General features: G+C 61.7%; 23 protein-coding genes. 16 read left to right on the forward strand and 7 right to left on the reverse strand.

What is annotated here, in order from left to right; all coding sequences use genetic code 11:
• Positions 1 to 57 precede the first annotated feature (57 nt).
• Positions 58 to 975 (forward strand): non-homologous end joining protein Ku, encoded by a 918-nt coding sequence (ku, locus tag IFT66_RS12605; RefSeq protein ID WP_192077786.1) that lies wholly within the window; start codon positions 58 to 60, stop codon positions 973 to 975.
• Between the two features lie 14 nt (positions 976 to 989).
• Positions 990 to 1796, forward strand: a complete 807-nt coding sequence (gene ku / locus IFT66_RS12610) for a non-homologous end joining protein Ku (protein ID WP_192077787.1) — start codon at positions 990 to 992, stop codon at positions 1794 to 1796.
• Between the two features lie 366 nt (positions 1797 to 2162).
• On the opposite strand, the gene ligD is transcribed toward ku (IFT66_RS12610), so the two are convergent.
• Positions 2163 to 4847 carry a DNA ligase D gene (gene ligD, locus IFT66_RS12615; RefSeq protein ID WP_192077788.1) on the reverse strand — a complete coding sequence of 895 codons (2685 nt, stop codon included), beginning with the start codon at positions 4845 to 4847 and terminating at the stop codon, positions 2163 to 2165.
• A gap of 153 nt (positions 4848 to 5000) precedes the next feature.
• On the opposite strand from ligD, the gene IFT66_RS12620 reads away from it, so the two are divergent.
• Entirely contained in the window at positions 5001 to 5435 is a 435-nt protein-coding gene (locus IFT66_RS12620) for a winged helix-turn-helix transcriptional regulator (protein WP_192077789.1), read from the forward strand.
• Positions 5436 to 5474: 39 nt separating this feature from the next.
• Here IFT66_RS12620 and IFT66_RS12625 read toward each other — a convergent pair whose 3' ends face one another.
• A complete protein-coding gene (locus tag IFT66_RS12625; RefSeq protein ID WP_192077790.1) occupies positions 5475 to 6224 on the reverse strand; it encodes an SDR family oxidoreductase in 750 nt (249 codons plus the stop codon).
• Positions 6225 to 6443: 219 nt separating this feature from the next.
• Between IFT66_RS12625 and IFT66_RS12630 the strand changes: the two genes are divergently transcribed.
• Positions 6444 to 6953 (forward strand): disulfide bond formation protein B, encoded by a 510-nt coding sequence (locus IFT66_RS12630; RefSeq protein WP_192077979.1) that lies wholly within the window; start codon positions 6444 to 6446, stop codon positions 6951 to 6953.
• Positions 6954 to 6963: 10 nt separating this feature from the next.
• On the opposite strand, the gene IFT66_RS12635 is transcribed toward IFT66_RS12630, so the two are convergent.
• Both IFT66_RS12635 and IFT66_RS12640 read right to left on the reverse strand, forming a co-directional pair.
• Positions 6964 to 7521 carry an HNH endonuclease gene (locus tag IFT66_RS12635; protein ID WP_062461688.1) on the reverse strand — a complete coding sequence of 186 codons (558 nt, stop codon included), beginning with the start codon at positions 7519 to 7521 and terminating at the stop codon, positions 6964 to 6966.
• Positions 7522 to 7622: 101 nt separating this feature from the next.
• Positions 7623 to 8276 carry a DNA-3-methyladenine glycosylase family protein gene (locus IFT66_RS12640; RefSeq protein ID WP_192077791.1) on the reverse strand — a complete coding sequence of 218 codons (654 nt, stop codon included), beginning with the start codon at positions 8274 to 8276 and terminating at the stop codon, positions 7623 to 7625.
• 33 nt (positions 8277 to 8309) lie between these two features.
• Here IFT66_RS12640 and gluQRS point away from each other — a divergent pair, with 33 nt between their 5' ends.
• Positions 8310 to 9209, forward strand: coding sequence for a tRNA glutamyl-Q(34) synthetase GluQRS (gene gluQRS, locus IFT66_RS12645; RefSeq protein WP_174197098.1), 900 nt, complete (start codon positions 8310 to 8312; stop codon positions 9207 to 9209).
• Here the strand turns inward: gluQRS and IFT66_RS12650 are convergent.
• Entirely contained in the window at positions 9132 to 10112 is a 981-nt protein-coding gene (locus IFT66_RS12650; protein ID WP_244476240.1) for a YihY/virulence factor BrkB family protein, read from the reverse strand. The genes gluQRS and IFT66_RS12650 overlap by 78 nt on opposite strands.
• A gap of 109 nt (positions 10113 to 10221) precedes the next feature.
• Here IFT66_RS12650 and IFT66_RS12655 point away from each other — a divergent pair, with 109 nt between their 5' ends.
• From IFT66_RS12655 to IFT66_RS12685, 7 genes are all read left to right on the forward strand, one after another.
• Complete coding sequence (locus tag IFT66_RS12655; protein ID WP_192077792.1) at positions 10222 to 11055, forward strand: SDR family oxidoreductase; 834 nt, start codon at positions 10222 to 10224, stop codon at positions 11053 to 11055.
• A gap of 28 nt (positions 11056 to 11083) precedes the next feature.
• On the forward strand, positions 11084 to 11287 hold the full coding sequence (locus IFT66_RS12660) for a twin transmembrane helix small protein (RefSeq protein ID WP_062461700.1): 204 nt from the start codon (positions 11084 to 11086) through the stop codon (positions 11285 to 11287).
• Positions 11288 to 11320: 33 nt separating this feature from the next.
• A complete protein-coding gene (locus IFT66_RS12665) occupies positions 11321 to 11893 on the forward strand; it encodes a cob(I)yrinic acid a,c-diamide adenosyltransferase (RefSeq protein WP_062461703.1) in 573 nt (190 codons plus the stop codon).
• Between the two features lie 48 nt (positions 11894 to 11941).
• On the forward strand, positions 11942 to 12688 hold the full coding sequence (locus IFT66_RS12670) for a rhomboid family intramembrane serine protease (protein WP_192077793.1): 747 nt from the start codon (positions 11942 to 11944) through the stop codon (positions 12686 to 12688).
• Between the two features lie 140 nt (positions 12689 to 12828).
• Entirely contained in the window at positions 12829 to 13575 is a 747-nt protein-coding gene (locus tag IFT66_RS12675) for an electron transfer flavoprotein subunit beta/FixA family protein (protein ID WP_062461709.1), read from the forward strand.
• Between the two features lie 18 nt (positions 13576 to 13593).
• Positions 13594 to 14523, forward strand: a complete 930-nt coding sequence (locus IFT66_RS12680) for an electron transfer flavoprotein subunit alpha/FixB family protein (protein ID WP_192077794.1) — start codon at positions 13594 to 13596, stop codon at positions 14521 to 14523.
• Positions 14524 to 14703: 180 nt separating this feature from the next.
• On the forward strand, positions 14704 to 15573 hold the full coding sequence (locus IFT66_RS12685; protein ID WP_249406430.1) for a 3-hydroxybutyryl-CoA dehydrogenase: 870 nt from the start codon (positions 14704 to 14706) through the stop codon (positions 15571 to 15573).
• A gap of 93 nt (positions 15574 to 15666) precedes the next feature.
• On the opposite strand, the gene tlpA is transcribed toward IFT66_RS12685, so the two are convergent.
• Complete coding sequence (gene tlpA, locus IFT66_RS12690) at positions 15667 to 16359, reverse strand: thiol:disulfide interchange protein TlpA (RefSeq protein WP_192077796.1); 693 nt, start codon at positions 16357 to 16359, stop codon at positions 15667 to 15669.
• Between the two features lie 22 nt (positions 16360 to 16381).
• Between tlpA and argH the strand changes: the two genes are divergently transcribed.
• The 4 genes from argH to IFT66_RS12710 all read left to right on the forward strand — a co-directional run bounded on the left by argH (position 16382) and on the right by IFT66_RS12710 (position 22330).
• Positions 16382 to 17782 carry an argininosuccinate lyase gene (gene argH, locus IFT66_RS12695; RefSeq protein ID WP_192077797.1) on the forward strand — a complete coding sequence of 467 codons (1401 nt, stop codon included), beginning with the start codon at positions 16382 to 16384 and terminating at the stop codon, positions 17780 to 17782.
• A 92-nt stretch (positions 17783 to 17874) separates the two neighbouring features.
• Positions 17875 to 18081, forward strand: a complete 207-nt coding sequence (gene lptM, locus IFT66_RS12700; protein ID WP_062581790.1) for an LPS translocon maturation chaperone LptM — start codon at positions 17875 to 17877, stop codon at positions 18079 to 18081.
• A gap of 33 nt (positions 18082 to 18114) precedes the next feature.
• Entirely contained in the window at positions 18115 to 19383 is a 1269-nt protein-coding gene (gene lysA / locus IFT66_RS12705) for a diaminopimelate decarboxylase (protein WP_192077798.1), read from the forward strand.
• Between the two features lie 136 nt (positions 19384 to 19519).
• On the forward strand, positions 19520 to 22330 hold the full coding sequence (locus tag IFT66_RS12710) for a TIGR02302 family protein (protein ID WP_192077799.1): 2811 nt from the start codon (positions 19520 to 19522) through the stop codon (positions 22328 to 22330).
• A 16-nt stretch (positions 22331 to 22346) separates the two neighbouring features.
• Here IFT66_RS12710 and IFT66_RS12715 read toward each other — a convergent pair whose 3' ends face one another.
• Positions 22347 to 22724 carry a response regulator gene (locus tag IFT66_RS12715; RefSeq protein WP_192077800.1) on the reverse strand — a complete coding sequence of 126 codons (378 nt, stop codon included), beginning with the start codon at positions 22722 to 22724 and terminating at the stop codon, positions 22347 to 22349.
• Between the last annotated feature and the right edge of the window lie 10 nt (positions 22725 to 22734).

The following is a 22734-nucleotide window of genomic DNA, read 5'->3' on the forward strand; positions in this document are numbered from 1 at the left end:
GCTCCGTTACGTCACCTTCGTTGACGATCCCGCCGTCAAGCAAGGGAGCAGGTTGATATGAGTGCACCACGTGCCAACTGGAAAGGTGATATCAAGTTCGGCGAGGTGAGCTGCCCTGTCGCGCTCTACACAGCGGTTTCATCGTCGGACCGTATCAGCTTCAACATCCTCAATCGCAAGACCGGAAATCGCGTGCGCCGCGAGTTTGTGGACAGCGAGACAGGTGACCCCGTCGAGCACGACGACCAGGTGAAGGGCTACGAGACCGGCAGCGGCAAATACGTGGTGCTGGAACCCGAGGAAATCGCCGCCGCTATCCCCGAGAGCGACAAGACACTCGATATCGACGCGTTCATTCCATGCTCGGAAATCGACGACATCTATTTCGACAAGCCCTATTATCTCGCGCCCCAAAAGCTCGGCGAGGAAGCCTTTGCGCTTCTGCGCGACGGCATGAAGGAGGCGGGCGTCGCAGCGATCGCCAGCACCGTGCTTTTCCGGCGGTTGCGGACAGTGCTGATCCGTCCCCACGGCGACGGGCTGATCGGCACCACGCTCAATTTCGATTACGAGGTCCGCTCGACGGACAAGGCCTTCGAAGACGTGACAGAGGTCAAGATCGACAAGGAGATGCTCGAACTCGCCTCCCATATCATCGGCACCAAGAAGGGTAGTTACGACCCGACCAAGTTCGACGACCGGTATGAAGAAGCGCTGGCCGAACTGGTGAAGGCGAAGCTCGAGGGCAAGAAGATCCCGAAGCGGAAGGCCCCGACAGCCTCCAAACCATCCGATCTTCTGCAGGCCCTGCGTGAAAGCGCCGGCATGGGCGGCAAGTCCGGATCAACGGACAAGCCAAAGGCAAAGACCAAGGCGAGCGCCAAGCCGAAATCCGCCAACACCAACAAGACGCCGCGCAAGACTGCCAAGTCAGCACCATCATCCTCGACAAGCACGCGCCGCAAGGCCGGTTAAGGGAAACGACAGCCATGGCGATACGTCCCTACTGGAAAGGCTATCTGAAGCTTTCGCTCGTCACCTGCTCCGTCGAGATGACACCGGCGACATCGGAAAGCGAGAAGGTGCGCTTTCACACGCTGAACCGCGAAACCGGCAACCGCGTGCAGAGCCACTACGTCGACTCGGTGACCGGCAAGCCCGTGCGCGATGACGATGAAGTCAAAGGCTATCAGCGCGGCGAAGACGACTACGTGATGCTGGAAGACGAAGAGCTCGACAATGTCGCGCTCGAAAGCACCAAGACCATCGATATCTCGACCTTCACGCCACGCGCCGAAATCGACTGGATCTGGCTCGATACACCCTACTATCTGACGCCCAACGAGAAAGTCAGCGAAGAGGCATTCTCGGTGATCCGCGCCGCCATGGACAGCCAGGAGATGGTTGGCATTTCGCGACTGGTGCTCGGCCGGCGCGAACGGGCCGTGATGATCGAGCCCCGCGGCAAGGGCATCGTGCTCTGGACGCTGCGCTTCGGCGACGAGGTGCGCGAAGCCAAGGACTATTTCGACGGACTGGACAAGGCCGAGCCCGAGAAAGAAACGCTGCCGCTGATCCGCAAGCTGATCGAACAGCAGACCCGCCCCTGGGACGCAAAATTCGTGACCGATCCGGTGCAGGACAATCTGCTCGACATCATCAAGTCGAAAAAGAAGCAGCGCCGGCCGACACCGAAAAAGGCCGAGAAGGAAGAGTCGGACAAGCCCAGCAACGTCATCGACATCATGGATGCGCTGAAACGCTCGCTGGCGGCAGACAAGCGGAAAAGCAAGTAGGCTAACGGCTTTTGGGGAACGGTGGCCTCAGGCTGCTGACAACCACTGAAGAAGCTACTGCTCAGGATGCAGGCGATACCGCGGTCGCGCAGGCCTTGAAAGTCCCCCAGCCGCGCGTTGCTTGACGAGAGCGACGCCCCACTTCCCTCATCCTCACCCTTGTGGCGGGGATCCAGCGACACGACGCCTGTCGGGTCGAAGACTCTTGTCAGCTCAAGGACTTGAGCTGACTGGATCCACGCCACAAGGGCGAGGATGAGGGGCGTTTGGGACTAGGCTCACTTTTCCAATTGACTGTAGAGTTGTTCGATAACAGCATTGTCAGCTGCGTGAGTAGGCCGAACGCCGGCCTACTGTCCTCACCACTCAACCTCGAGCCTCAACCTTCTTCAACCGCTTGATCGCCTCGGCAAGCGGCCGTTCGGCGTCGCAATAGTCTTTCCACGCTTCGCTTTTCGCAATCAGCGCCGTCACCGTATGAATGGTGAAGCGGTGCGGGTCGAGGTCGGCTTTGACCTGGGTCCAGGTGAGCGGCATGGAGACCGTCGCACCCTCGCGCGCACGCGGCGAAAGCGGCGCGACGGCTGTCGCCATGCGGTCGTTTCGCAGATAGTCGATGAAGATGCGGCCTTCACGCAGCTTCTTCGACATCTTGGTGAGATAGAGATCGGGATCGTCCTGCGCCATCAGGTTGGAAACCCGGTGCGCGAAATCCTTGGCTTCATCCCAGGTTAGTTCCTTGCGGCCGCCCGTCTTCAGCGGCACGACCACGTGCAGGCCCTTGCCGCCCGTCGTCTTGCAAAAGCTCATCAGCCCCAGTTCGTCGAGCCGATCGCGGATTTCCCGCGCCGCCTCGACTACCTTCGGAAAGGCGACATCGGGAGCGGGATCGAGGTCGAAGACGAGCCTTCCGGGAACCTCGGGCTTGTTCGGCTGGCAGTTCCATGGGTGCAGTTCCAGCGATCCGACCTGCGCGAGAGCTGCCAGTCCCTCGATGCGATCGACCTGCAGATAGGCCTTCTTGTCGCCATGGACCTTGACCAGTTCCAGAAGGTTCGATGTGCCCTGCATGGCATGCCGCTGGAAGAACTGCTCGCCGCCGATCCCGTCGGGCGCGCGGATGACCGAGCAGGGCCGACCCTTGATGTGCTCTATCATCCAGCCCGCGACCGATTCGTAGTAATGGCCGAGATCCTCCTTGGTAACAGGCGTGTCACCGTTCTGGGCATCGCTTGGCCAGAGCGGCTTGTCGGGATTGGAGAGCATCACGCCCATCACTTCCGCCTTGCCGCCCCTGCCGCGCGGCACCTTCGTGGGTTTCGCGCCGCTGGCGGTCTTTTCCGCCTTTGGCTGCGGCGTCTCCTGATCCGGTGAAGCCGGCTTTTCCGCCTCAACTTCATCAGCCGGCTTGTCTTCGCGCAGGCCCTTGAATGCCGCCTGGCGCACCTGACCATCATTGGTCCAGCCCGCGAACTGGATCTCGGCAACCAGCTCCGGTTTCACCCAATGCATGTCCTTGGTCTTCTTCGGCGCTCCGATACCGGTAAACGGACTTTTCTCGGCTGAAAGTGGTTCGAGCTTGGACATCAGATCCGCAGCCCTGCCCGCACCAAAACCGGTTCCGACGCGTCCGACATAGACGAAATGGTTGTCGCGATAGACCCCGGCGAGAAGCGAGCGGAACTTGCCTTCGGTTGTCGCATAGCCGCCGATCACCACTTCGTGGCCGGCCCGGCACTTGGCCTTGACCCAGGTGTCGCTTCGCCCCGACCGGTACGGCGCGTCCGCCTGTTTCGAGACGATGCCTTCGAGCGAGAGACGGCAGGCGGAACGCAGAACCGCATCGCCACCGGTTTCGAAATGGTCGACATAGCGGATCCGGGCGCCCGCTTCCACCTCGGCAATCAACTGCGAAAGTCTCGATTTGCGCTCATCGAGCGGCATGTCGCGCAGGTCTTGGCCCTCGTGGAAGAGGAGATCGAAGGCGAAATAGACGAGGTCGTCTGTCTTGTCCTCGGAAAGTGCCGCCTGCAGCGCTGCGAAATCCGGCGCACCGTCATGATCAAGCGCGCAGATCTCTCCGTCGATCACCGTATCCGGCAGAACTTCGGCATCCTCGGCAATCTGCGAAAACCGATCCGTCCAGTCGAGCCCCTTGCGGGTCCGGAGGATCGTCTTGCCCTCCTGCACGCGCATCTGAACCCGATATCCATCGAATTTGATCTCATGCAGCCAGCCTTCTGCCGATGGTGGACGGTCGCGGATCTGGCAGAGCTGCGGTGCGATGAAATCCGGCATCTTTACCGAAGCAGGCTTGGCCTTATCTGCACTCTTGCCCTTATCTGCGCCCTTGTCCTTGGCCTTGCCGCGCCGTTCTTCAGCCGCCAGTCCTTCGCTGCTGTCCCAGACCGCATCCGCATCGACCGCGCTGCTGGTCAGCATGAACGGCTTCGGCTTGCGCCCCTTGCCCGCAGCGATCGTCGCCATGTCGCGACCGGAAGCGACCGACGTCTCGGTCTCCTTCAGGACCGCATCGCCATCCTTGTCGACCGAGTGATCGTCGTGATGCTTGATCAGCAGCCAGTTGGTGCGCTTGCCGCCATCGCGATCCTTTTTCATCCGCACCAGCACGAAGCCGCCGTGCAGCCGTTCGCCATCAAGGATGAACTTGAAATCGCCCTTGGCGAGCGCCTTTTCGAGTGGGAGCGCGCCATCGACTTCCCAGTAACCCCGGTCCCACAGCATGACCGTGCCGCCGCCATACTCGCCTTTCGGAATGGTCCCTTCGAAATCGCCGTAATCGAGCGGATGATCCTCGACCTCGACGGCGAGGCGCTTGTCCTGCGGATCGAGCGAGGGGCCGCGGGTCACCGCCCAGGACTTGAAAACGCCATCCATTTCCAGCCGCAGATCGTAATGCAACCGCGTCGCATCGTGCTTCTGAATGACGAAGCGGCCGCGCTTGGACGGCCGCACTTCAGCGGCGCCGCTCGGCTCCTTGGTCTTCTTGAAATCACGCTTGCTGCGGTAGGTTGAAAGAGTATCGGACATGGAACGCTCCCGGCACGGCTAGGGAGTCCGAATGTCCCACCGGCGCAATAGTTCCACAACGCACGGTGGATGGATCGAAGGCGCTCGTCTTGCTGCCTAACTCTCTTTTCGATACAAACGCACTCAAGGTTCGAGCCCAAGGAAAACGCCACCATGAGCATCCAGCAGAAGCCGGTCTTCACGGCCGACGACGTGGCGCGGGCAGAGAGCTACAAGGCCCGCGATTATCCTGACAATGTCGATCCCAAGGTGGAAGACCTCGTCCGCCAGATGATCTCGGGCTTTGCCGACAAGTGGACGGTCGTCATCCTCGATACGCTGTGGGACGAAGGTATCTTGAGGTTTTCCGACCTCGCCCGCCGCGTCACCGGCATCAGCCAGAAAATGCTGACCCAGACGCTCCGGCGCATGGAGCGCGACGGTCTTGTCATCCGCAAGACCTATGCCTGCGTGCCGCCGAAGGTGGAATACAGCCTCTCGCCGCTCGGCCTCACACTGGGTGCCGCCTTTTGCAATGTGTGGATCTGGGCAGTCGAAAACCACGATGAGGTGGCGAAGGCCCGGACAGCATTCGACGGCGAAGGTTGAAGGCGCCAACGATATCGGCGCCTCCAGAGATTGCAGCCTTCAGCTCGGGTTGATCATCGCAAAGACCTGATCGAAATTGCCGGTGGCTTCGGCCGTGCGCTGCCGCATCACCCGCTGAACCATCACTTCTGACGGCGTCGGATCGGCGCAGAGCAGCCCGACGGACTCGGACACGAAATCGGCAAGCGGCATGGCCGTCGCGAACTTCGACTGTCCCGGCGTCAGCTCCGTCGCCACCTGCGGCGGCGCAAGCTCCACCACGGCGATCTTGGTGCTGCGCAACTCGTGCCGCAGGCTTGTCGTCCACGAGTGAATAGCCGCCTTGGTGGCGCTGTAGGTCATGGAATCGGTGCGCGGCACGAAGGCGAGACCCGAGGACACGGTGACGATCGCCGCTTCCGGCTTCTGTCGCAGATGCGGAAGCAGGGCCGAGGTCAGCCAGATCGGCGCGAGAAGGTTGGTGGTGATCGTCCGCTCGGCCACATCGACGTCATAAATGTCAGCAAGCACGTTCTCGCGCTCCATGATCCCGGCATTGTGGATGACGACGTTGAGATCCGGATGATCCTTCACGACCGAAGCGGCAAACTCGTTCAGGCCGTCCTTGTCCGTGACATCGAGCTGGTATCCGGAAAGCGCCGGATTTTCCTTCAGCGTTTGATTCAGACTCGCCTCGTTGCGCCCGGTGACGATCACCTTCGCGCCGCGTTCGGAAAGGGCGATGGCGAGACCGCGGCCGATGCCGGAATTGCCGCCGGTGATCAGGATTGTTGCTTTCGTGAAATCCATTTGCATTCTCCAATGCTGCTGATGCGCTTCAATATCATCCATAGTAACTTTTAGTAAGAAGGCACCTTTTCGTAAGAAATGGGAAATCGGATGGGGCCATCACGGCAATGTGCCGCACACGCCCTGCCTGACAAGGGGCACACGGTTTACAGGATGGCCGGTTCTGATTTACAGCTGCGCCCGAAATCTCGTCGGGAATACAAGGATAAGCCGATGGCGCTGACAGCTTCCACCACCCATGCCCGCAAAGGCCTCGGCCATGCGGTCATCGTCACGCTCGGCATGGCGGCAACCGTCGGCACAGCGCTCGGCTTCCAGTATCTCGGCGGCTATATTCCCTGTGCGATGTGCCTGCTGCAGCGCGAACCCTATTACTATGCAATTCCGGTCGGCATTCTTGCGATGGGTGCCCTGGCCTTCGGCATGCCCGCCTGGATCGGCCGCACGCTTCTGATCCTCGTCGGCCTGATGATGCTGGTTGGCGCCGGCATGGGCGTCTATCACGCGGGCGTCGAATGGGCCTTATGGGAGGGTCCCGCAAGCTGCGGCGGCGGCGCGGGCGTCACCACCAATGCCGGCAGCCTTCTCTCCGATCTCAACACGGTGCACGGACCATCCTGCACGGAAGCAGCACTCCGCGTGCTCGGTCTGTCCTTTGCAGGCTGGAACGTGATCGCCAGCGTCATCCTCGCGGCCATCGCCTTCATCGGTGCCAAGAAGGCCGCGTAAGCCGTAACTCTTACGGCTGCAGCTCGGAATCCCAGTAAAGATAATCCATCCAGCTTTCGTGCAGATAGTTGGGCGGAAACAGCCGGCCGTTGTTATGCAGGTCCTGCACGGTCGGCGCATAGGGCTTCTGGTGCGGGAACATGCCGGCCTGCTTGGGAAGCTTGCTGCCCTTGCGCAAATTGCAGGGCGAGCACGCCGCCACGACATTCTGCCAGGTCGTTTCGCCGCCATGAGCGCGCGGAATGACGTGATCGAAGGTCAGATCGTCATGATCGCCGCAATACTGGCACTCGAACTTGTCGCGCAGGAACACGTTGAAGCGCGTGAAGGCGGGATTGCGGGTCGGCTGGATATAGGTCTTCAGGCTGACGACGCTCGGCAGTTTCATCGAGAAGCTGGGCGAACATACCGAATGATCGTATTCGGCAATGATGTTCACACGGTCGAGGAAAACCGCCTTGATCGCGTCCTGCCAGGACCACAACGACAAGGGATAATAGCTCAGTGGCCGATAGTCAGCGTTCAACACGAGCGCCGGTAAGGCCTGCGGGGAGACTGCAATCGTCAAATGACGCTCCTAACGGATTCGGCATCTATCTCCTCTATATTAGGACCGTTGTTACAGGATTGTGAAGCCCTTTAAATACAGGCGGCTTCGTCACTCAAACTTCATAAAATCGGAGAGACGTCGCGCTTGGTCCGGACCCCGTAATAGGACCAGAAAAGCCTCGTCGCGACCGAGCGCCAGGGACGCCAGATGAGCGCGATGGCGGCGAGCTGCTTTTCTGTCGGGCGCGCTTCCATGCCAAGCCCATCGGCAACCGCTGCCTGCAGCGCCACGTCACCTACCGGAAAGAAATCCGGGTGGCCCGCGGAAAACATCATGTAGCACTCTGCCGTCCAGGGACCGATGCCGGGAAGTGCGATCAGCTGTCGTGTCGCCTCTGATGCCTCCAGTCCCGCGATGGCATCGAGATCGAAGCCCTTCTGCGCAATCGCCGTCGCAAGATGCATCAGCGTCGCAGCCTTGGCCCGCGATAGACCGAAGCTCGCCACGACCTCGGGATCGAGCGCTGCAAAAGCCTCTGCTTCGGTGGCACCAACAGCTGCCATGCGCTTCCAGATCGCGTCGGCGCTCGCCCGCGAAACCACTTGCGAGACGATGATGGAGGCAAGGCCGGCAAAACCCGGTTCGATCAGCCGCAGTGGCAGCTCGCCGGACATCTCGATGATGGGGGCAAGGCGCGGATCGGCGATCACCAGTTCGGCGAGCCCCTCATTGATATCCGATCGGTCGCGGATGATCCGCACGGTTTTCTCCATGGTTGCGCATCACAAATCATGGCACAAGGAGGCATGCCAGCCGCCCAAATCGCCACCAATCCTGATAGACCAATCCTGCGTTTCGCGCCAAGCCCGAACGGACTGCTGCATCTCGGCCATGCGCTTTCGGCCATCCTCAACCACGACATGGCCCGGGACATGAATGGCCGCTTCATGCTGCGGATCGAGGATATCGATCTTGCCCGTTGCACGCCTGACTACGAGGACGCCATCTACCGCGACCTTCACTGGCTTGGCCTTTCCTGGGAAGAACCGCCGCGCCGCCAGTCCGAGCATTTCGAGACCTACCGCCAGGCACTTGCTGAATTGATGGAGATGGGGCTCGTCTATCCGGCCTTCATGACGCGCGGCGAGGTGAAGGCAAGGGTCGCAGATTTCGAGGGCGATGGCGCGACATGGCCGCGCGACCCGGATGGGTCACCGCTCTATCCTGATCATGACCGGTACCTGAGCGAGACCGAGCGAAAGACGCTGATCGAAAGCGGCCTCCGCCACAGCTGGCGGCTCGACATGGACAAGGCGCTGGCGAGAGTTTCGGACGCTTTGACATGGCGGGAGATAAGCGACGGCGCCGAAAAGCTCGTTCCGGCCGATCCGGCAGCCTGGGGCGATGTCGTCCTGTCGCGCTCCGATGCTCCGTCGAGCTACCATCTCTCCGTCACCGTCGACGACGCGGCGCAGGGCATTACCCACGTGGTGCGCGGCATGGATCTCTATCACGCAACCTCGGTTCACAGGCTTCTGCAGGAACTGCTCGGCCTGCCGCAGCCGATCTACCACCATCATCGGCTGATCCTTGGCACAGACGGGCGAAAACTGTCGAAAAGCGAGGGATCAACCGGGCTTGCGGCCCTGCGCGACGCGGGTCTCAGCCCGCTCAACATTTGCGGCCTCCTCGGCCTTAAGGGCTAGAGCCGAAGCATCGCCCCGGCGGCGACGCTCTTTCCGGACGCGGGAGAAGACCGAATAGATCCGGTACTTCATCAACGCCGCATTGAACTCGGCGCCGAGCATGAAGATCACGCCCACCATATAAAGGAAGATCAGCACGATCATGATCGACGCCAGACCCGCATAGGTCGCTGCGTAATTGGCGAAGGTCGAAAGATAGGCCGCGAAACCGAAGCCGAAGCATGTCCACAAAAGCACCGTCAGCGCCACACCCGGCATGATGTCGATCAGCCGGCGATCTCCAGCCGGAAGGTATTTGTGCGACCCGAGCAGGCCGATCATCAGGAGAAATGCCGTGCCGACGAGACCCCAGTTGGCGGCCGCGTTGAGATCGCTGATCAGCCACGGAAAACGGGTCTGGGCAAACCGCGATGCGACGGGCACCGCCAGCAGAAGAATGCTGATGACCGCAAAGATCACCACCGCCAGGATGACGTAACCCAAACTAGCAAGACGCGTCACATACCAGGGCCGCGTTTCGGTAACACGGTAGGCGCGGTTGAGCGAGATGCGCAGCGCCTCGACGCCGTTCGACGCAAAGTATGCAGCGGCCAGCACCGACACGGTCAGCAACCCGCCGCGCGGAATTTCCAGCACCCGCTGCAGTTCAGACGCGATCGGATCGGCGACATCGGCCGGCCATGTATCGAACAGGAGATGTACAGTCGTCTGCGAAAACCCGCCTGCACCGAGAAAGCCGGCAAGTGCCGTGCCGAAGATCAGGAATGGGAACAGCGCCAGTAGCCCCGACAGCGCAACGTGGCTCGCCATCGCCCACCCATCATCCTCCGAGAAATGCCAATAGGCATCCCAAAGCACCTTGAACGCCAGTCTCGGCCACCTGACCGGGGAGTTTTCTTCCAAAGACGACATCTCCCTAGGAGCTTAAGTGCAGGATCAGTTGAGGCTTGTGGCGAAATATGGAAGGTAGGCGGCAACTTGTACAGAGAGACCTTAACGGTATGCAATCGGCATGACAGACGGAAGAACGATTATCGTGACAGGCTGTTCCTCAGGGATCGGCGCTCACTGTGCCCGCGCGCTGAAATCCGAGGGATGGCGGGTGTTCGCGACCGTGCGCAAAGAGGCCGATCTGGCAGCGCTGGAACAGGACGGCATCGAAGCCCTGCTGATGGACTACACCAAGCCTGAGACGATCGCGGCGTTGGTCGACACCGTTCTCGCCCGCACAGGCGGACGCATTGATGCGCTCTTCAACAACGGCGCCTATGGCCAGCCAGGTGCTGTCGAAGACCTTTCGACCGACGTGCTGCGTCTCCAGTTCGAGACCAATCTGTTCGGCTGGCATGACCTGACGACCCGCATCATCCCCGTCATGCGGCGACAGGGTCATGGACGCATCGTCAACTGCTCCTCCATTCTCGGCATCGTTCCCTACCGCTACCGCGGCGCCTACACCGCCTCGAAATTCGCGCTGGAAGGTCTGACCGTGACGATGCGGATGGAGCTGCACGGAAGCGGCATCCATGTGAGCCTGATCGAGCCCGGACCGATCGACACGCAGTTCACGGCCAACGCGCTCGCCAAGGTCAAGGAGCATATCGACCTGGTCAATTCGCCGCATGCCGAACAATACAAGCGGCAATTGCAGCGGCTGGACGGGAGCGGGCCGGTCAACCGCCACAAGCTGGGTCCGGACGCCGTTCACACGGTACTGAAGCATGCCTTGACCGCAGACAACCCGAAGCCACATTATCTGGTGACGAAGCCGGCCAAGCAGGGCGCGTTCCTGAAACGTATCCTGCCGGCAGCGCTCTTCTACAAATTGATGCAACGGATCGACTGATCGCCCGCAAGCGGAAAGCAAAACCTCGATGGCCACCTTTACCACCGTTCTGACCGTGATCGTCATCGGCCTGGTCGTGCTCGTGCTGATCAAGGGCCTGTTCAACATGGTGAAGGGCACCGATGCCAACCGGTCGAACAAGCTGATGCAGTTGCGTCTGCTGCTCCAGGCCGTGGCCGTCATCCTCATCATGTTCACGCTCTGGCTGACCGGCGGCGGCCGGCCGAGCTAGAGCAAATGCCGAACTAAGGAAATTACAGTCTTCATGGTCAAGCTCAACAAGATCTACACGCGCACCGGCGACGACGGGACGACAGCACTGGTATCCGGTCCGCGACGCGACAAGCACGATATCAGGGTCGAGGCCTATGGCACGGTCGACGAGGTCAACTCGACGATCGGCATGGCGCGGCTTCATACGGCAGGCATGGGCGAGGTCGATCAGATGCTGTTTCGCATCCAGAACGACCTTTTCGATCTCGGGGCCGATCTTGCAACGCCAGACACCGGCGAAAAGCCCGAATACGAGCCTCTGCGCATCATCGAAGCGCAGGCGACACGTCTCGAAACCGAAATCGACACGCTGAACGCGGATCTCGAACCGCTGAAATCCTTCGTCCTGCCCGGTGGCTCGCCGGCATCCGCCTATCTGCATCTCGCCCGCACCGTGTCGCGGCGTGCAGAACGGCTGATGGTCGAGCTTTCACGACATGAGGCGATCGGCCCGGCTGCGCTCAAATATATCAACCGCCTGTCCGATTTCCTGTTTGTCGCGGCCCGCGTCGCAAACGAGAACGGCAGGACAGACATTCTGTGGGTGCCCGGCAAGAACCGCTAGGCGAAAGCGCGACCAAGGCGCGACGGACGGGAGGAGAGGAAGCGACGCATGTTCATTCCGCTGCATGATGCCGTCGCGCTGAAATACATCCGTGTGCAGTGGGTGACGATCTCGCTGATCGCCGCGAACGTGCTCATGTGGCTGTTCACGACCCTTGCTCCGTCGGAAACGACGGAGATCGCTTCGCTTGGTCTCGGCTTCATTCCGGCGATCATCTTCGACTATGCGGTGCTCGACCCCTCTGCCATCCTGGTCCCCGAAGACGCGACCTTCGTCACCTATGCCTTCCTGCACCTGGATTTCTGGCACCTTGCATCGAACATGCTGTTTCTCTGGGTGTTCGGCGATAATGTCGAGGACGCCCTGGGGCATGTACGCTTCCTGATATTTTACCTGCTTTGTGCCGCAGCCGGCGCCCTTGTGCACGGCCTGGTCGGCCCGATGTCCGAGGGGCCGCTGATCGGCGCATCGGGCGCGATCTCCGGTGTCGTCGCCGCCTATTTCCTTTTGCATCCGCGCGTTCGGGTATGGGTGCTTGTTCTGTTTCGAATTCCGCTGCCGCTACCCGCTTTCGTGCCGCTGACGCTGTGGATCGTCCAGCAATTCGTAATGCTTTGGCTGGAAGCCGATAGTGCGGTGTCCTGGGGCGCCCATGTCGGCGGAATTCTGGCGGGCGCCGCACTCGTGATCGTGATGCGCCGCCGGGGCGTACCTCTGTTCGACCGCGAGATCGTCACGCCGAAGGCCGTGCTGCACAAGCAGAGCATATCGCAAGAGACGCGACCGGCCGAATAGGCCTATGAGAAAACCGCAACCCAGATGGGAAAATCCACGTTGTCATCAGGGCAAAAATGGGTATCCATGTCGCCCACTGACAAATGGATAAGCCGCAAATGTCGCAATCTGCGGCTGGAGAAAAGTCAAGGAAGGACCCCATGAAGATCCTGGTGCCTGTAAAGCGCGTCGTCGACTACAACGTGAAGATCCGCGTCAAGCCGGATGGATCCGGTGTCGAGCTTGCCAACGTCAAGATGTCGATGAACCCGTTCGACGAAATTTCCGTCGAGGAAGCCCTGCGCCTGAAGGAGGCCGGCAAGGCCGAGGAAGTGATCGTCGTATCGATCGGTCCGGCAAAGGCTGAAGAAACGCTGCGCACGGCGCTTGCAATGGGCGCCGATCGGGCGATCCTGATCGAGACCGACGAGACGGTCGAACCGCTTGCCGTGGCGAAGCTCCTGAAGGGCGTCGTCGACGCCGAACAGCCGGGCCTGATCATCGTCGGCAAACAGGCGATCGACGACGATTCCAACCAGACCGGCCAGATGCTGGCGGCACTGCTCGGAACCGGGCAGGCAACCTTTGCCTCGAAGATCGAACTTTCGGCCGACAAGGCCGTGGTCACCCGCGAAGTCGACGGCGGCCTGCAGACCGTCGAGGTCAAGCTTCCGGCCGTCGTCACCACGGACCTTCGCCTCAACGAGCCGCGCTACGCGTCCTTGCCGAACATCATGAAGGCGAAGAAGAAGCCGCTCGACAAGAAGACGGCAGCGGATTTCGGCGTCGACATCGCCCCTCGCCTCAAGGTTCTAAAGACCGAGGAGCCGGGCGGCCGCAAGGCAGGTATCAAGGTAAAGTCCGTCGAGGAACTGGTCGGCGCCTTGAAGACCGCCGGCGTGATCTGATTTTAGGGAGATAAACTCATGGCCATTCTTCTTCTGGCAGAACACGACAATGCCAGCCTCAACGACCAGACCGCCAAGGCGCTGACGGCAGCGTCACAAATTGGTGGCGACGTCCACGTTCTGGTCGCCGGTTCGGGCGCACAGGCCGCAGCCGATGCGGCAGCGAAACTCTCCGGCGTCTCCAAGGTTCTGCTTGCAGACGACGCAAGCCTTGCCAACAGCCTTGCCGAACCGCTTGCAGCACTCATCGTGTCGCTGGCCGGATCCTACGACGTCATCATGTCCTCGGCGACAGCGTCCGCCAAGAACGTCATGCCGCGCGTTGCTGCGCTGCTTGATGTGGCGCAGGTTTCCGAGATCATCGAGGTGATTTCGCCCGATACGTTCCGTCGCCCCATCTATGCCGGCAACGCCATCCAGACCGTCCAGGCAACCGATGCCAAGAAGGTGATCACCGTGCGCACGGCATCCTTCGCGGCAGCCGACGAAGGTGGTTCTGCTTCCGTGGAAACCGTGGCCGCCGCAGCAAACCCTGACGTCTCGTCCTTCGTATCCGATGCACTCGCCTCCTCGGACCGTCCCGAACTCGCTTCCGCCAAGATCATCATCTCCGGTGGCCGTGCACTCGGTTCGTCCGAGAAGTTCCAGGAAGTCATCCTGCCCGTCGCCGACAAGCTGGGTGCGGCCGTTGGCGCTTCGCGCGCAGCGGTCGACGCAGGCTATGCTCCGAACGACTGGCAGGTCGGCCAGACCGGCAAGGTGGTTGCGCCGCAGCTCTACATCGCGGTCGGGATTTCCGGTGCCATCCAGCATCTGGCCGGCATGAAGGATTCCAAGGTCATCGTCGCGATCAACAAGGACGAGGAGGCCCCGATCTTCCAGGTGGCCGACTTCGGTCTCGTGGGCGACCTCTTCGAGATCCTGCCGCAGCTCGAAAAGGCCCTGTGAGGCCAACCGGCTTTTTCGCACCGCAGTTCGGCGACGCGAAAATGCTGGCAAAAAACACGCTAGCAGACTAGAAAAATGCCGGGCTGTCTCAGGCAACCCGGCATTTTGCTGTGAGACGCCGTACGGTTATGATGAATGCGAGACGCGGGCGAAAACCGGACCCAGGGAGCGAGTGAGATCATGAAGAATATCGGCGTCATCGGCGCAGGCCAGATGGGCTGCGGAATTGCACATGTTTCGGCGCTCGCCGGCTATCACGTGCATATCTATGATCTCTCCAAGGACCGGATCGAAGGCGCACTTGCAACGATCAATGGCAATCTCGCCCGCCAGGTTTCCAGCAACAAGCTTTCCGACGAGGATCGCAACGCAGCCCTTTCCCGCATCACCGGCTCCGCCGATGTCAACGACCTCGCACCGATGGATATGGTCATCGAAGCTGCGACCGAAGACGAAAGCGTCAAGCGCAAGATCTATGCGCAGGTCTGTCCGGTTCTGAAGCCCGAGGCGCTTCTCGCCACCAACACCTCGTCGCTCTCAATTACCAGGCTTGCCGCCGCGACCGACCGGCCGGAACGGTTCATGGGCATCCATTTCATGAACCCGGTGCCGCTGATGAAGCTGGTGGAACTGGTGCGCGGTATCGCCACTGACGAGCCGACCTTCCGGGCTGCCAAGGAATACGTGGTCGCTCTCGAAAAGACCGCGACCGTTGCCGAGGACTTCCCCGCCTTCATCGTCAACCGCATCCTGCTGCCGATGATCAACGAGGCGATCTATACGCTGTACGAAGGCGTCGGCTCGGTCGAGGCGATCGATACGGCCATGAGGCTTGGCGCCAACCACCCGATGGGACCGCTGCAGCTCGCCGATTTCATCGGCCTCGACACCTGCCTGTCGATCATGCAGGTGCTGCATGACGGCCTCGCAGACAGCAAATACCGCCCCTGCCCGCTTCTCGTCAAATACGTAGAAGCCGGCTGGCTCGGCCGCAAATCCGGCCGCGGCTTCTACGACTATCGCGGCGAAGTCCCGGTCCCGACGCGGTAGGGATCAGCCTTGTGGCGGTTCGCTCGTCACCCGCTTGACTGGACGCTAGAAGGGGTCGACTGAGGTGAAGGGCAAGCCCTTCATCCGCAGCCCTCAAGCGCCCTTGGCGGCCGTCACCAGCGCCTTCGCGTCGTCGCTGTCCCATGCGGCGGGGCCGTTCATGGCGCCGATCAGGCAGCCCTTCTTGTCGAGGATCAGCGTTGCCGGCAGGCCGAAGGCGAGGCCTTCCTTTTTCAAGGCGTTGAACGTGCCCATCGAACTGTCGCGGTAGAAGCCGAGCTTGTCGATCTTGTACTCTTCAAGAAAGGTCTTCGGCTTCTCGTCGCTGCCGGTATCGATGTTGATGGCGACGACCTCGAAATCAATGCCACCCATCGCCGCCTGCAACCCGTTCAGCGCCGGCATCTCTTCGCGGCAGGGCACGCACCAGGTGGCCCAGAGGTTAAGCAGCACCGTTTTGCCGGCGAGATCGGCCGTCGTCATGTCCTGCCCCGCCGGTCCCTTGAAGGACAGGGAGAGCGGGCGCGGTGGCTGTGCCTCGACCATGGCGGCAACCTGGCCCTTGGAGAAGGCACCGACGGACTTTGCGAGTTCGGCCGAGCCCTCGCATTGGCCGGCCGACGGGGAGAGTGAGGCCTCTGCCGCCCCATCCAAACCCCCACCCGAACCATTGCCAGACCCCATGTTCGTCACGTATACGGCGACAGTGCCGGCGACGATCCCGAGGACGGCGGCAATCAGGATCAATCGGACAGACGGAAGGCCAAGCGGTCTTTTGGACGTCATCAACTACTCCAGGACTGAATTCATGGCCGACACGAAGGACGCGACATCTTCCAACCAGATGTGGGGCGGGCGCTTCGCTTCCGGGCCGGATGCGATCATGGAGGAGATAAATGCCTCGATCGGTTTCGACAAGAAGCTGTTCGCCCAGGATATCCGCGGTTCGATCGCCCATGCGACGATGCTGGCGGAACAAGGCATTATTTCGCACGAAGATAAAGACAAGATCGTTTCCGGCCTGAACACGATCATGTCAGAGATCGAAAGCGGACAGTTCCAGTTCTCGCGCAAGCTCGAGGACATTCACATGAACATCGAGGCGCGGCTGGCAGACCTGATCGGTCCCGCCGCCGGTCGCCTCCACACCGCCCGCTCCCGCAATGACCAGGTCGCGCTCGATTTCCGCCTCTGGGTCAAGGAAGAGCTCGTCAAGACCGAGAAGATGCTGACGGGCCTGATCGCCGCGTTTCTTGACCGCGCCGAAGAGCATGCAGATACGGTCATGCCCGGCTTCACCCATCTGCAGACGGCACAGCCGGTCACCTTCGGCCATCACTGCATGGCCTATGTCGAAATGTTCGGCCGTGACCGCGCCCGCGTTCGCCATGCGATCGAACATCTCGACGAAAGCCCGATCGGTGCCGCAGCGCTTGCCGGCACGCCCTACCCGATCGACCGCCACATGACGGCAAAGGCCCTCGGCTTCCGCGAACCGACCCGCAACTCGATCGACACCGTTTCCGACCGCGATTTCGCGCTGGAATTCCTGTCGGTTGCTGCCATCTGCGCCGTGCATCTGTCGCGTCTTGCCGAGGAAATCGTCATCTGGTCGACGCCGCAATTCGGCTTCGTGCGCCTGTCCGACGCGTTTTCGACCGGCTCCTCGATCATGCCGCAGAAGAAGAACCCGGATGCCGCCGAACTGGTGCGCGCCAAGACCGGCCGCATCAATGGATCGCTGGTAGCGCTGCTGACCGTCATGAAGGGTCTGCCGCTCGCCTATTCCAAGGACATGCAGGAAGACAAGGAACAGGTCTTCGACTGCGCCGAGAACCTGGAACTGGCGATTGCCGCCATGACCGGCATGATGCGCGACATGACCATTCGCGCCGACAAGATGCGCGCCGCTGCCGGTGCCGGCTTCTCCACCGCGACCGACCTTGCCGACTGGCTGGTTCGCGAAGTCGGCCTGCCCTTCCGCGAAGCCCACCATGCGACCGGCCATGCTGTGGCGCTGGCGGAGAAAAAGGGCTGCGACCTCTCCGAACTCACGCTTGAAGAACTGCAGGCGATCAACCCCGCCATCACCGACAAGGTCTTCGACGTTCTCTCGGTGGATGCATCGGTTGCCAGCCGCGTCAGCTTCGGCGGCACGGCGCCCTCCGAGGTGCGCAAGCAGATTGCCTGGTGGCGCGAGAGAAACTGACGCCTGCGCGACGAATGAAGCGGCAAGGATACTGCACAAGCGCGCGGAACTTCGCTATGAAGTCTGCGTGACCGTGCCGGAGAAGGAAGAGAATGTCGAAATCCCTGGTGAAAATCGCCCATGTCAGCCTGATCCTGGGCGTCGTCAGCCTCGTTGTCGCCGGTTGCGGCCGCAAGGGCGACCTCGACCGCCCCAGCACGCCCGTCGAACAGCAGAACATCCGCAAGAGCAGCAAACCCGGTGACGCCAACAAGGAACCGGTTGCCGAGCGGCCGTTCGTCCTCGACCCGCTTCTGTAGTTCCCAGACCCCTTCAGTTTTCCGAGTTTTGACGTGAATCATTTCCACTACATCGACGGCGTCCTTCACGCCGAAAACGTCGCCATCCCGGAAATCGCAAAAGCCGTCGGCACGCCATTCTACGTCTATTCGACAGCCACGCTGGAGCGCCATTACAAGGTGTTCGCGCAGGCGTTTTCCGATGTGGATGCGATGGTCTGCTACGCCATGAAGGCGAACTCCAACCAGGCAGTCCTCAAAACCCTGGCAAAGCTCGGCGCCGGCGTCGACGTCGTCTCGGGCGGCGAGTTGCGGCGCGCGCTGGCGGCCGGCATTCCCGCATCCCGCATCATGTTTTCGGGCGTCGGCAAGACCGTTGCCGAAATGGATCTGGCGCTCGAGGCCGGGATCTACTGCTTCAACGTCGAATCCGAGCCGGAACTGGAAGTGCTGAACCTGCGCGCTCTCAAAGTCGGCAAGCGCGCGCATGTCTCCTTCCGCATCAACCCGGATGTGGATGCGGGCACCCATGCCAAGATTTCGACGGGGAAGAAGGAAAACAAGTTCGGCATCGCTTACGACCGGGCCCGTGACGTCTATGCCCATGCGGCAACGCTTCCCGGCATCGAAGTCACCGGCATCGACATGCATATCGGCAGCCAGATCACCGAGCTCCAGCCGTTCGAGGATGCCTACCGGCTCCTGCGCGAACTCGTCGATGTCCTGCGCGGCGATGGCCACACGATCAGCCACGTCGATGTCGGCGGCGGTCTCGGCATTCCCTACAAGGACGACAACACCCCGCCGCCGCTGCCGGATGCCTATGCGGAAACGATCAAGCGGCAGCTGCGCACGCTCGACTGCAAGATCGTCACCGAACCCGGCCGCCTGATCGTCGGCAATGCCGGCATTCTGGTGACCGAGGTCATCTATGTGAAGGATGGCGGCGAAAAGACCTTCGTGATCGTCGATGGCGCGATGAACGATCTGATCCGCCCGACACTCTACGAAGCCTATCATTCGATCCGCCCCGTCGTGGTACCGCCGGCCGATGCGCCGCGGATCAAGGGCGACGTTGTCGGTCCCGTCTGCGAGACCGGAGACTATCTGGCGCTCGACCGCGAGATGGCGGAACCGAAGCCCGGTGACCTGATCGCCGTCGGTTCTGCCGGTGCCTATGGCGCCGTGCAGGCCGGCACCTACAATTCCCGCCTGCTGGTGCCGGAAGTGCTGGTGAAGGGCTCCAAGTTCCACGTGATCCGCCCGCGCGGCTCCTATGATGACCTGATCGGACTGGATTCCGTGCCTGCATGGCTCGGCTAGCCCCGCGCAGAAACGTTCACTTTTGCGGCAAACCGCCTGGAAATATCGGGGCCGGCATGTCGCCGCCCTCGTCTTCGCCACAAACATTGTTATGTTGATAGCTTGATTTGGGCCGCCACGATCGGAGACGGACCGCATGAGCTTGATCCGCAAAGGTGCATTCGAAACACATCCGGCGCTCGCAAGACGCGTCGCGTTGAAACGGTCGTTTGCCCGTTTCGTGCTGTTTTCCGAACGCCTTCTGCCAAAGCTTCTGGCTCCGCTCGCGGTCGTCGCCCTGTTTTTCTCCGTCTCCTGGTTCGGCCTTTTCCGCGTCACGCCCGATCTGCTGCGCTGGATCCTGCTCGGCTTTTTCACCTTTGCGTTCCTGACCTCCCTCCTTCCCTTGGCGCGACTTCGTTGGCCCGACGCTGCCGATGCGGATCGGCTGCTGGAAGAGCGCAATGGCCTGCCGCACCAGCCCGTCGCTGTGCAGGAAGACCAGCCGGCGTTCGAGACGCCGTTTGCCCGCGCGCTCTGGAAAGAACACCAGATCCGCATGGCCGAGCGGATCGCAGCGCTCGATACGGGAATGCCGCGCCCGGATATTGCCAGCCATGACCGGTTCGCGCTGCGCGCCGTGCCGGCGCTCGTGTTTGCCGTGGCGCTCGGCTATTCCTTCTCGAATGGCGGCGGTTCGCCTGCGGACGCATTCCGTCCGGCACCGCTTGCGGCAAGCACCAACCCTGACCTGCGCATCGACGCCTGGCTGACACCACCATCCTACACCGGCCGCGCCCCGATATTCCTGACCGGCCGCGACACGGCGCCCGCAGCCGCGGGCGATACGGCCGGCAACACGGCATCTGTGCCACAGAATTCCGGCCTGACCGTGCGCGTAACCGGTGGCGAGGGCGAGGAAGCGGTCGTCTTCACGCCGAAATCCGGCGGAGAGCCGCTGACGCTGATCACCGAGGAAGCGCGCAAGGCAGCCGAAGAGGCGAGCAAGCAGGCACAGGGCAACACCGCAGGCACACCCGCGCCCGAGGGCCAGCAGGCCAAGCCTCAGCCACCTGTCAAACAGCCGCAGACCGCACAGACCGTGCCGCCGCGCAGCTACGCCTTCAATGTGGACGAAAGCGGCGAACTCACCGTCAACGGTCAGACATGGACCTTCGACGTCATTCCCGACCGCCCCCCGGAAATCGCTTTCGACGGCCAGCCGAAGCGGTCCGTCAATGGCGCGCTGGAAATCGGTTTCCGTGGCAAGGATGATTACGGCATTCGGGAAGCCCATGCGCTGATCGAGCCTGTCGGCCCTGTCGACCCGGCGGCCACGCCGCTTTACCCGGCGCCAGAATACCGCCTCGACCTGCCGCGCCAGAACCGCGGCCAGGAGGTTAAGGCCCTGACCAGCCGCAGCCTGGTCGAGCATCCGCTGGCCGGAAAGCGCGTCAGGATTACGTTGATCGCCAAGGACGGCGCCGGTCAGACTGGCCGCAGCCCCGCCCATGAAATGGTAATGCCGGGCCGCGGCTTCTCGGAACCGCTGGCGGCAGCCGTTGCCGAACAGCGCCAGGTTTTCGCGCTCGACACGCGCCAGGTGCCGCGCGCGATCGAGCTCAACGACGCGCTGGCGATCCGTCCCGACGAGACCATTCCGAACCTTGGCCACTTCCTGGCAATCCGCTCGGCCCGCGAGCGTATGAAGATTGCCCGCAACGAGGAACAGCTGAAGGACGCCGCCGACTACCTCTGGGAAATCGCGCTCGGCATCGAGGACGGCGATCTTTCGGCCGCCGAACGCCGGTTGCGCGATGCCCAGCGCAATCTCTCCGAAGCGCTTGAAAAAGGTGCCGGGGATGAGGAAATCGCGGCCCTCATGAAGGAACTGCGTGAGGCCATGCAGCAGTTCATGAACGAGCTTGCGCAGCGCATGCAGAACGCACCGCAGGGCCAGCAGAACATGCAGGCGCAGAATGTCATTCGCCAACGCGACCTGCAGAACATGATGGACCAGATCGAAAACCTCGCTCGATCCGGCAATCGTGACGCGGCCAAGGAAATGCTGTCGCAGATGCAGCGGATGATGAACAACCTGCAGGCAGGACGCCCGCAGCGCGGTCAGCAGGGCCAGCAGCAGCAGCAAAACAGCCAGATGCGCCAGCAGATCGACAAGCTCGGCCAGATCATGCAGGAACAGCAGCGGCTTATGGACCAGACATTCAAGCTGGACCAGGCATTGCGCGATCGCGTGCAGCGCGGCGACCCCGATCCGCAAAGCGGCGAACAGGGCGAGCAGCAGCAGGGCCAGAACGGCCAACCGGGTCAGCAGGGCCAACCGGGTCAGCAAGGCCAGCAGGCACAGCGCGGGCAGCAGGGCCAGCAAGGTCAGGGCCAGAACGGCCAGGGCGGCGAACAGAATACCGACCAGATGACAGCCGAACAGCTGCGTGAGGCGCTGAAGAACCTGCGTGCCCAGCAGGAAGGCCTCGGAAAACAGCTCGGCGAGCTACAGCAGGCCCTGAAGGGCATGGGCATGGATCCAGGCCAAGGCTTCGGGGAAGCCCAGAGTCAAATGGGCAGCGCCGGCAAGGCGCTCGGTGACGGCCAGGGCGAACAGGCCGTCGAAGGCCAAGGCAACGCGCTTAACGCGCTTCGCCAAGGCGCCCAGAGCATGATGCAGCAGATGATGCAGGCGATGCAGCAGGGTCAGGGCCAGGGCGAAGGCCAGCAGGACGGTCAGGGACAGGGCATGGCCAACCAGGGCGGCCAGAACGGTCGCGATCCACTGGGTCGCCCCCGCGCAACGTCAGGCCCGGACTTCGGCGATCAGGTGAAGGTGCCGGATGAAATCGACGTGCAGCGTGCCCGCGAGATCCTCGATGCGATCCGCGAGAAGCTGGGCAACACCCTGTCTGGCGATGCCGAGCGTCAGTATCTCGAGCGGTTGCTCGAGATCCGGTAAATCGGCTGCCGGTCGATCAGGCAGCGCAGGAGGTCTGCACGGCGAGCGCCATGGCGACCGCCTTGCGGATTTCGGGCAATGCGAACGGCTTCTGCACCACATCGACGATCTTCAACGACAGGTCGTCGCAGCGTTCGCGCTGTTCGGCATAGCCGGTCATCAGCAGGATCTTCATGTCGGGATACTGGGCGGCGGCTTCATGCGCCAGCGCAATGCCGTCCATAACAGGCATGCGGATATCGGAAAGAAGCAAATCGAACGAGCCCTGCTCCAGCTTTTCGAGGCCTTCGGCGCCATCGCCGGCCTCATGCGTCTCATGGCCATCCATCCGGAGGGCGCGCGCAACAAACATGCGCAGCGTGTGTTCATCCTCGGTAATAAGGATCTTGGCCATAGCGATCATC

The organism is Rhizobium sp. CFBP 13726 (genome assembly GCF_014841925.1).
GTDB lineage: Bacteria > Pseudomonadota > Alphaproteobacteria > Rhizobiales > Rhizobiaceae > Neorhizobium > Neorhizobium soli.

Coding starts and splice junctions, on each gene's coding strand:
- ku (WP_192077786.1), top strand. CDS start 58: ATGAGTGCACCACGTGCCAACTGGAAAGGTGATATCAAGTTCGGCGAG.
- ku (WP_192077787.1), top strand. CDS start 990: ATGGCGATACGTCCCTACTGGAAAGGCTATCTGAAGCTTTCGCTCGTC.
- ligD (WP_192077788.1), bottom strand. CDS start 4,847: ATGTCCGATACTCTTTCAACCTACCGCAGCAAGCGTGATTTCAAGAAG.
- IFT66_RS12620 (WP_192077789.1), top strand. CDS start 5,001: ATGAGCATCCAGCAGAAGCCGGTCTTCACGGCCGACGACGTGGCGCGG.
- IFT66_RS12625 (WP_192077790.1), bottom strand. CDS start 6,224: ATGGATTTCACGAAAGCAACAATCCTGATCACCGGCGGCAATTCCGGC.
- IFT66_RS12640 (WP_192077791.1), bottom strand. CDS start 8,276: ATGGAGAAAACCGTGCGGATCATCCGCGACCGATCGGATATCAATGAG.
- gluQRS (WP_174197098.1), top strand. CDS start 8,310: ATGCCAGCCGCCCAAATCGCCACCAATCCTGATAGACCAATCCTGCGT.
- IFT66_RS12655 (WP_192077792.1), top strand. CDS start 10,222: ATGACAGACGGAAGAACGATTATCGTGACAGGCTGTTCCTCAGGGATC.
- IFT66_RS12660 (WP_062461700.1), top strand. CDS start 11,084: ATGGCCACCTTTACCACCGTTCTGACCGTGATCGTCATCGGCCTGGTC.
- IFT66_RS12665 (WP_062461703.1), top strand. CDS start 11,321: ATGGTCAAGCTCAACAAGATCTACACGCGCACCGGCGACGACGGGACG.
- IFT66_RS12670 (WP_192077793.1), top strand. CDS start 11,942: ATGTTCATTCCGCTGCATGATGCCGTCGCGCTGAAATACATCCGTGTG.
- IFT66_RS12675 (WP_062461709.1), top strand. CDS start 12,829: ATGAAGATCCTGGTGCCTGTAAAGCGCGTCGTCGACTACAACGTGAAG.
- IFT66_RS12680 (WP_192077794.1), top strand. CDS start 13,594: ATGGCCATTCTTCTTCTGGCAGAACACGACAATGCCAGCCTCAACGAC.
- IFT66_RS12685 (WP_249406430.1), top strand. CDS start 14,704: ATGAAGAATATCGGCGTCATCGGCGCAGGCCAGATGGGCTGCGGAATT.
- tlpA (WP_192077796.1), bottom strand. CDS start 16,359: ATGACGTCCAAAAGACCGCTTGGCCTTCCGTCTGTCCGATTGATCCTG.
- argH (WP_192077797.1), top strand. CDS start 16,382: ATGGCCGACACGAAGGACGCGACATCTTCCAACCAGATGTGGGGCGGG.
- lptM (WP_062581790.1), top strand. CDS start 17,875: ATGTCGAAATCCCTGGTGAAAATCGCCCATGTCAGCCTGATCCTGGGC.
- IFT66_RS12710 (WP_192077799.1), top strand. CDS start 19,520: ATGAGCTTGATCCGCAAAGGTGCATTCGAAACACATCCGGCGCTCGCA.
- IFT66_RS12715 (WP_192077800.1), bottom strand. CDS start 22,724: ATGGCCAAGATCCTTATTACCGAGGATGAACACACGCTGCGCATGTTT.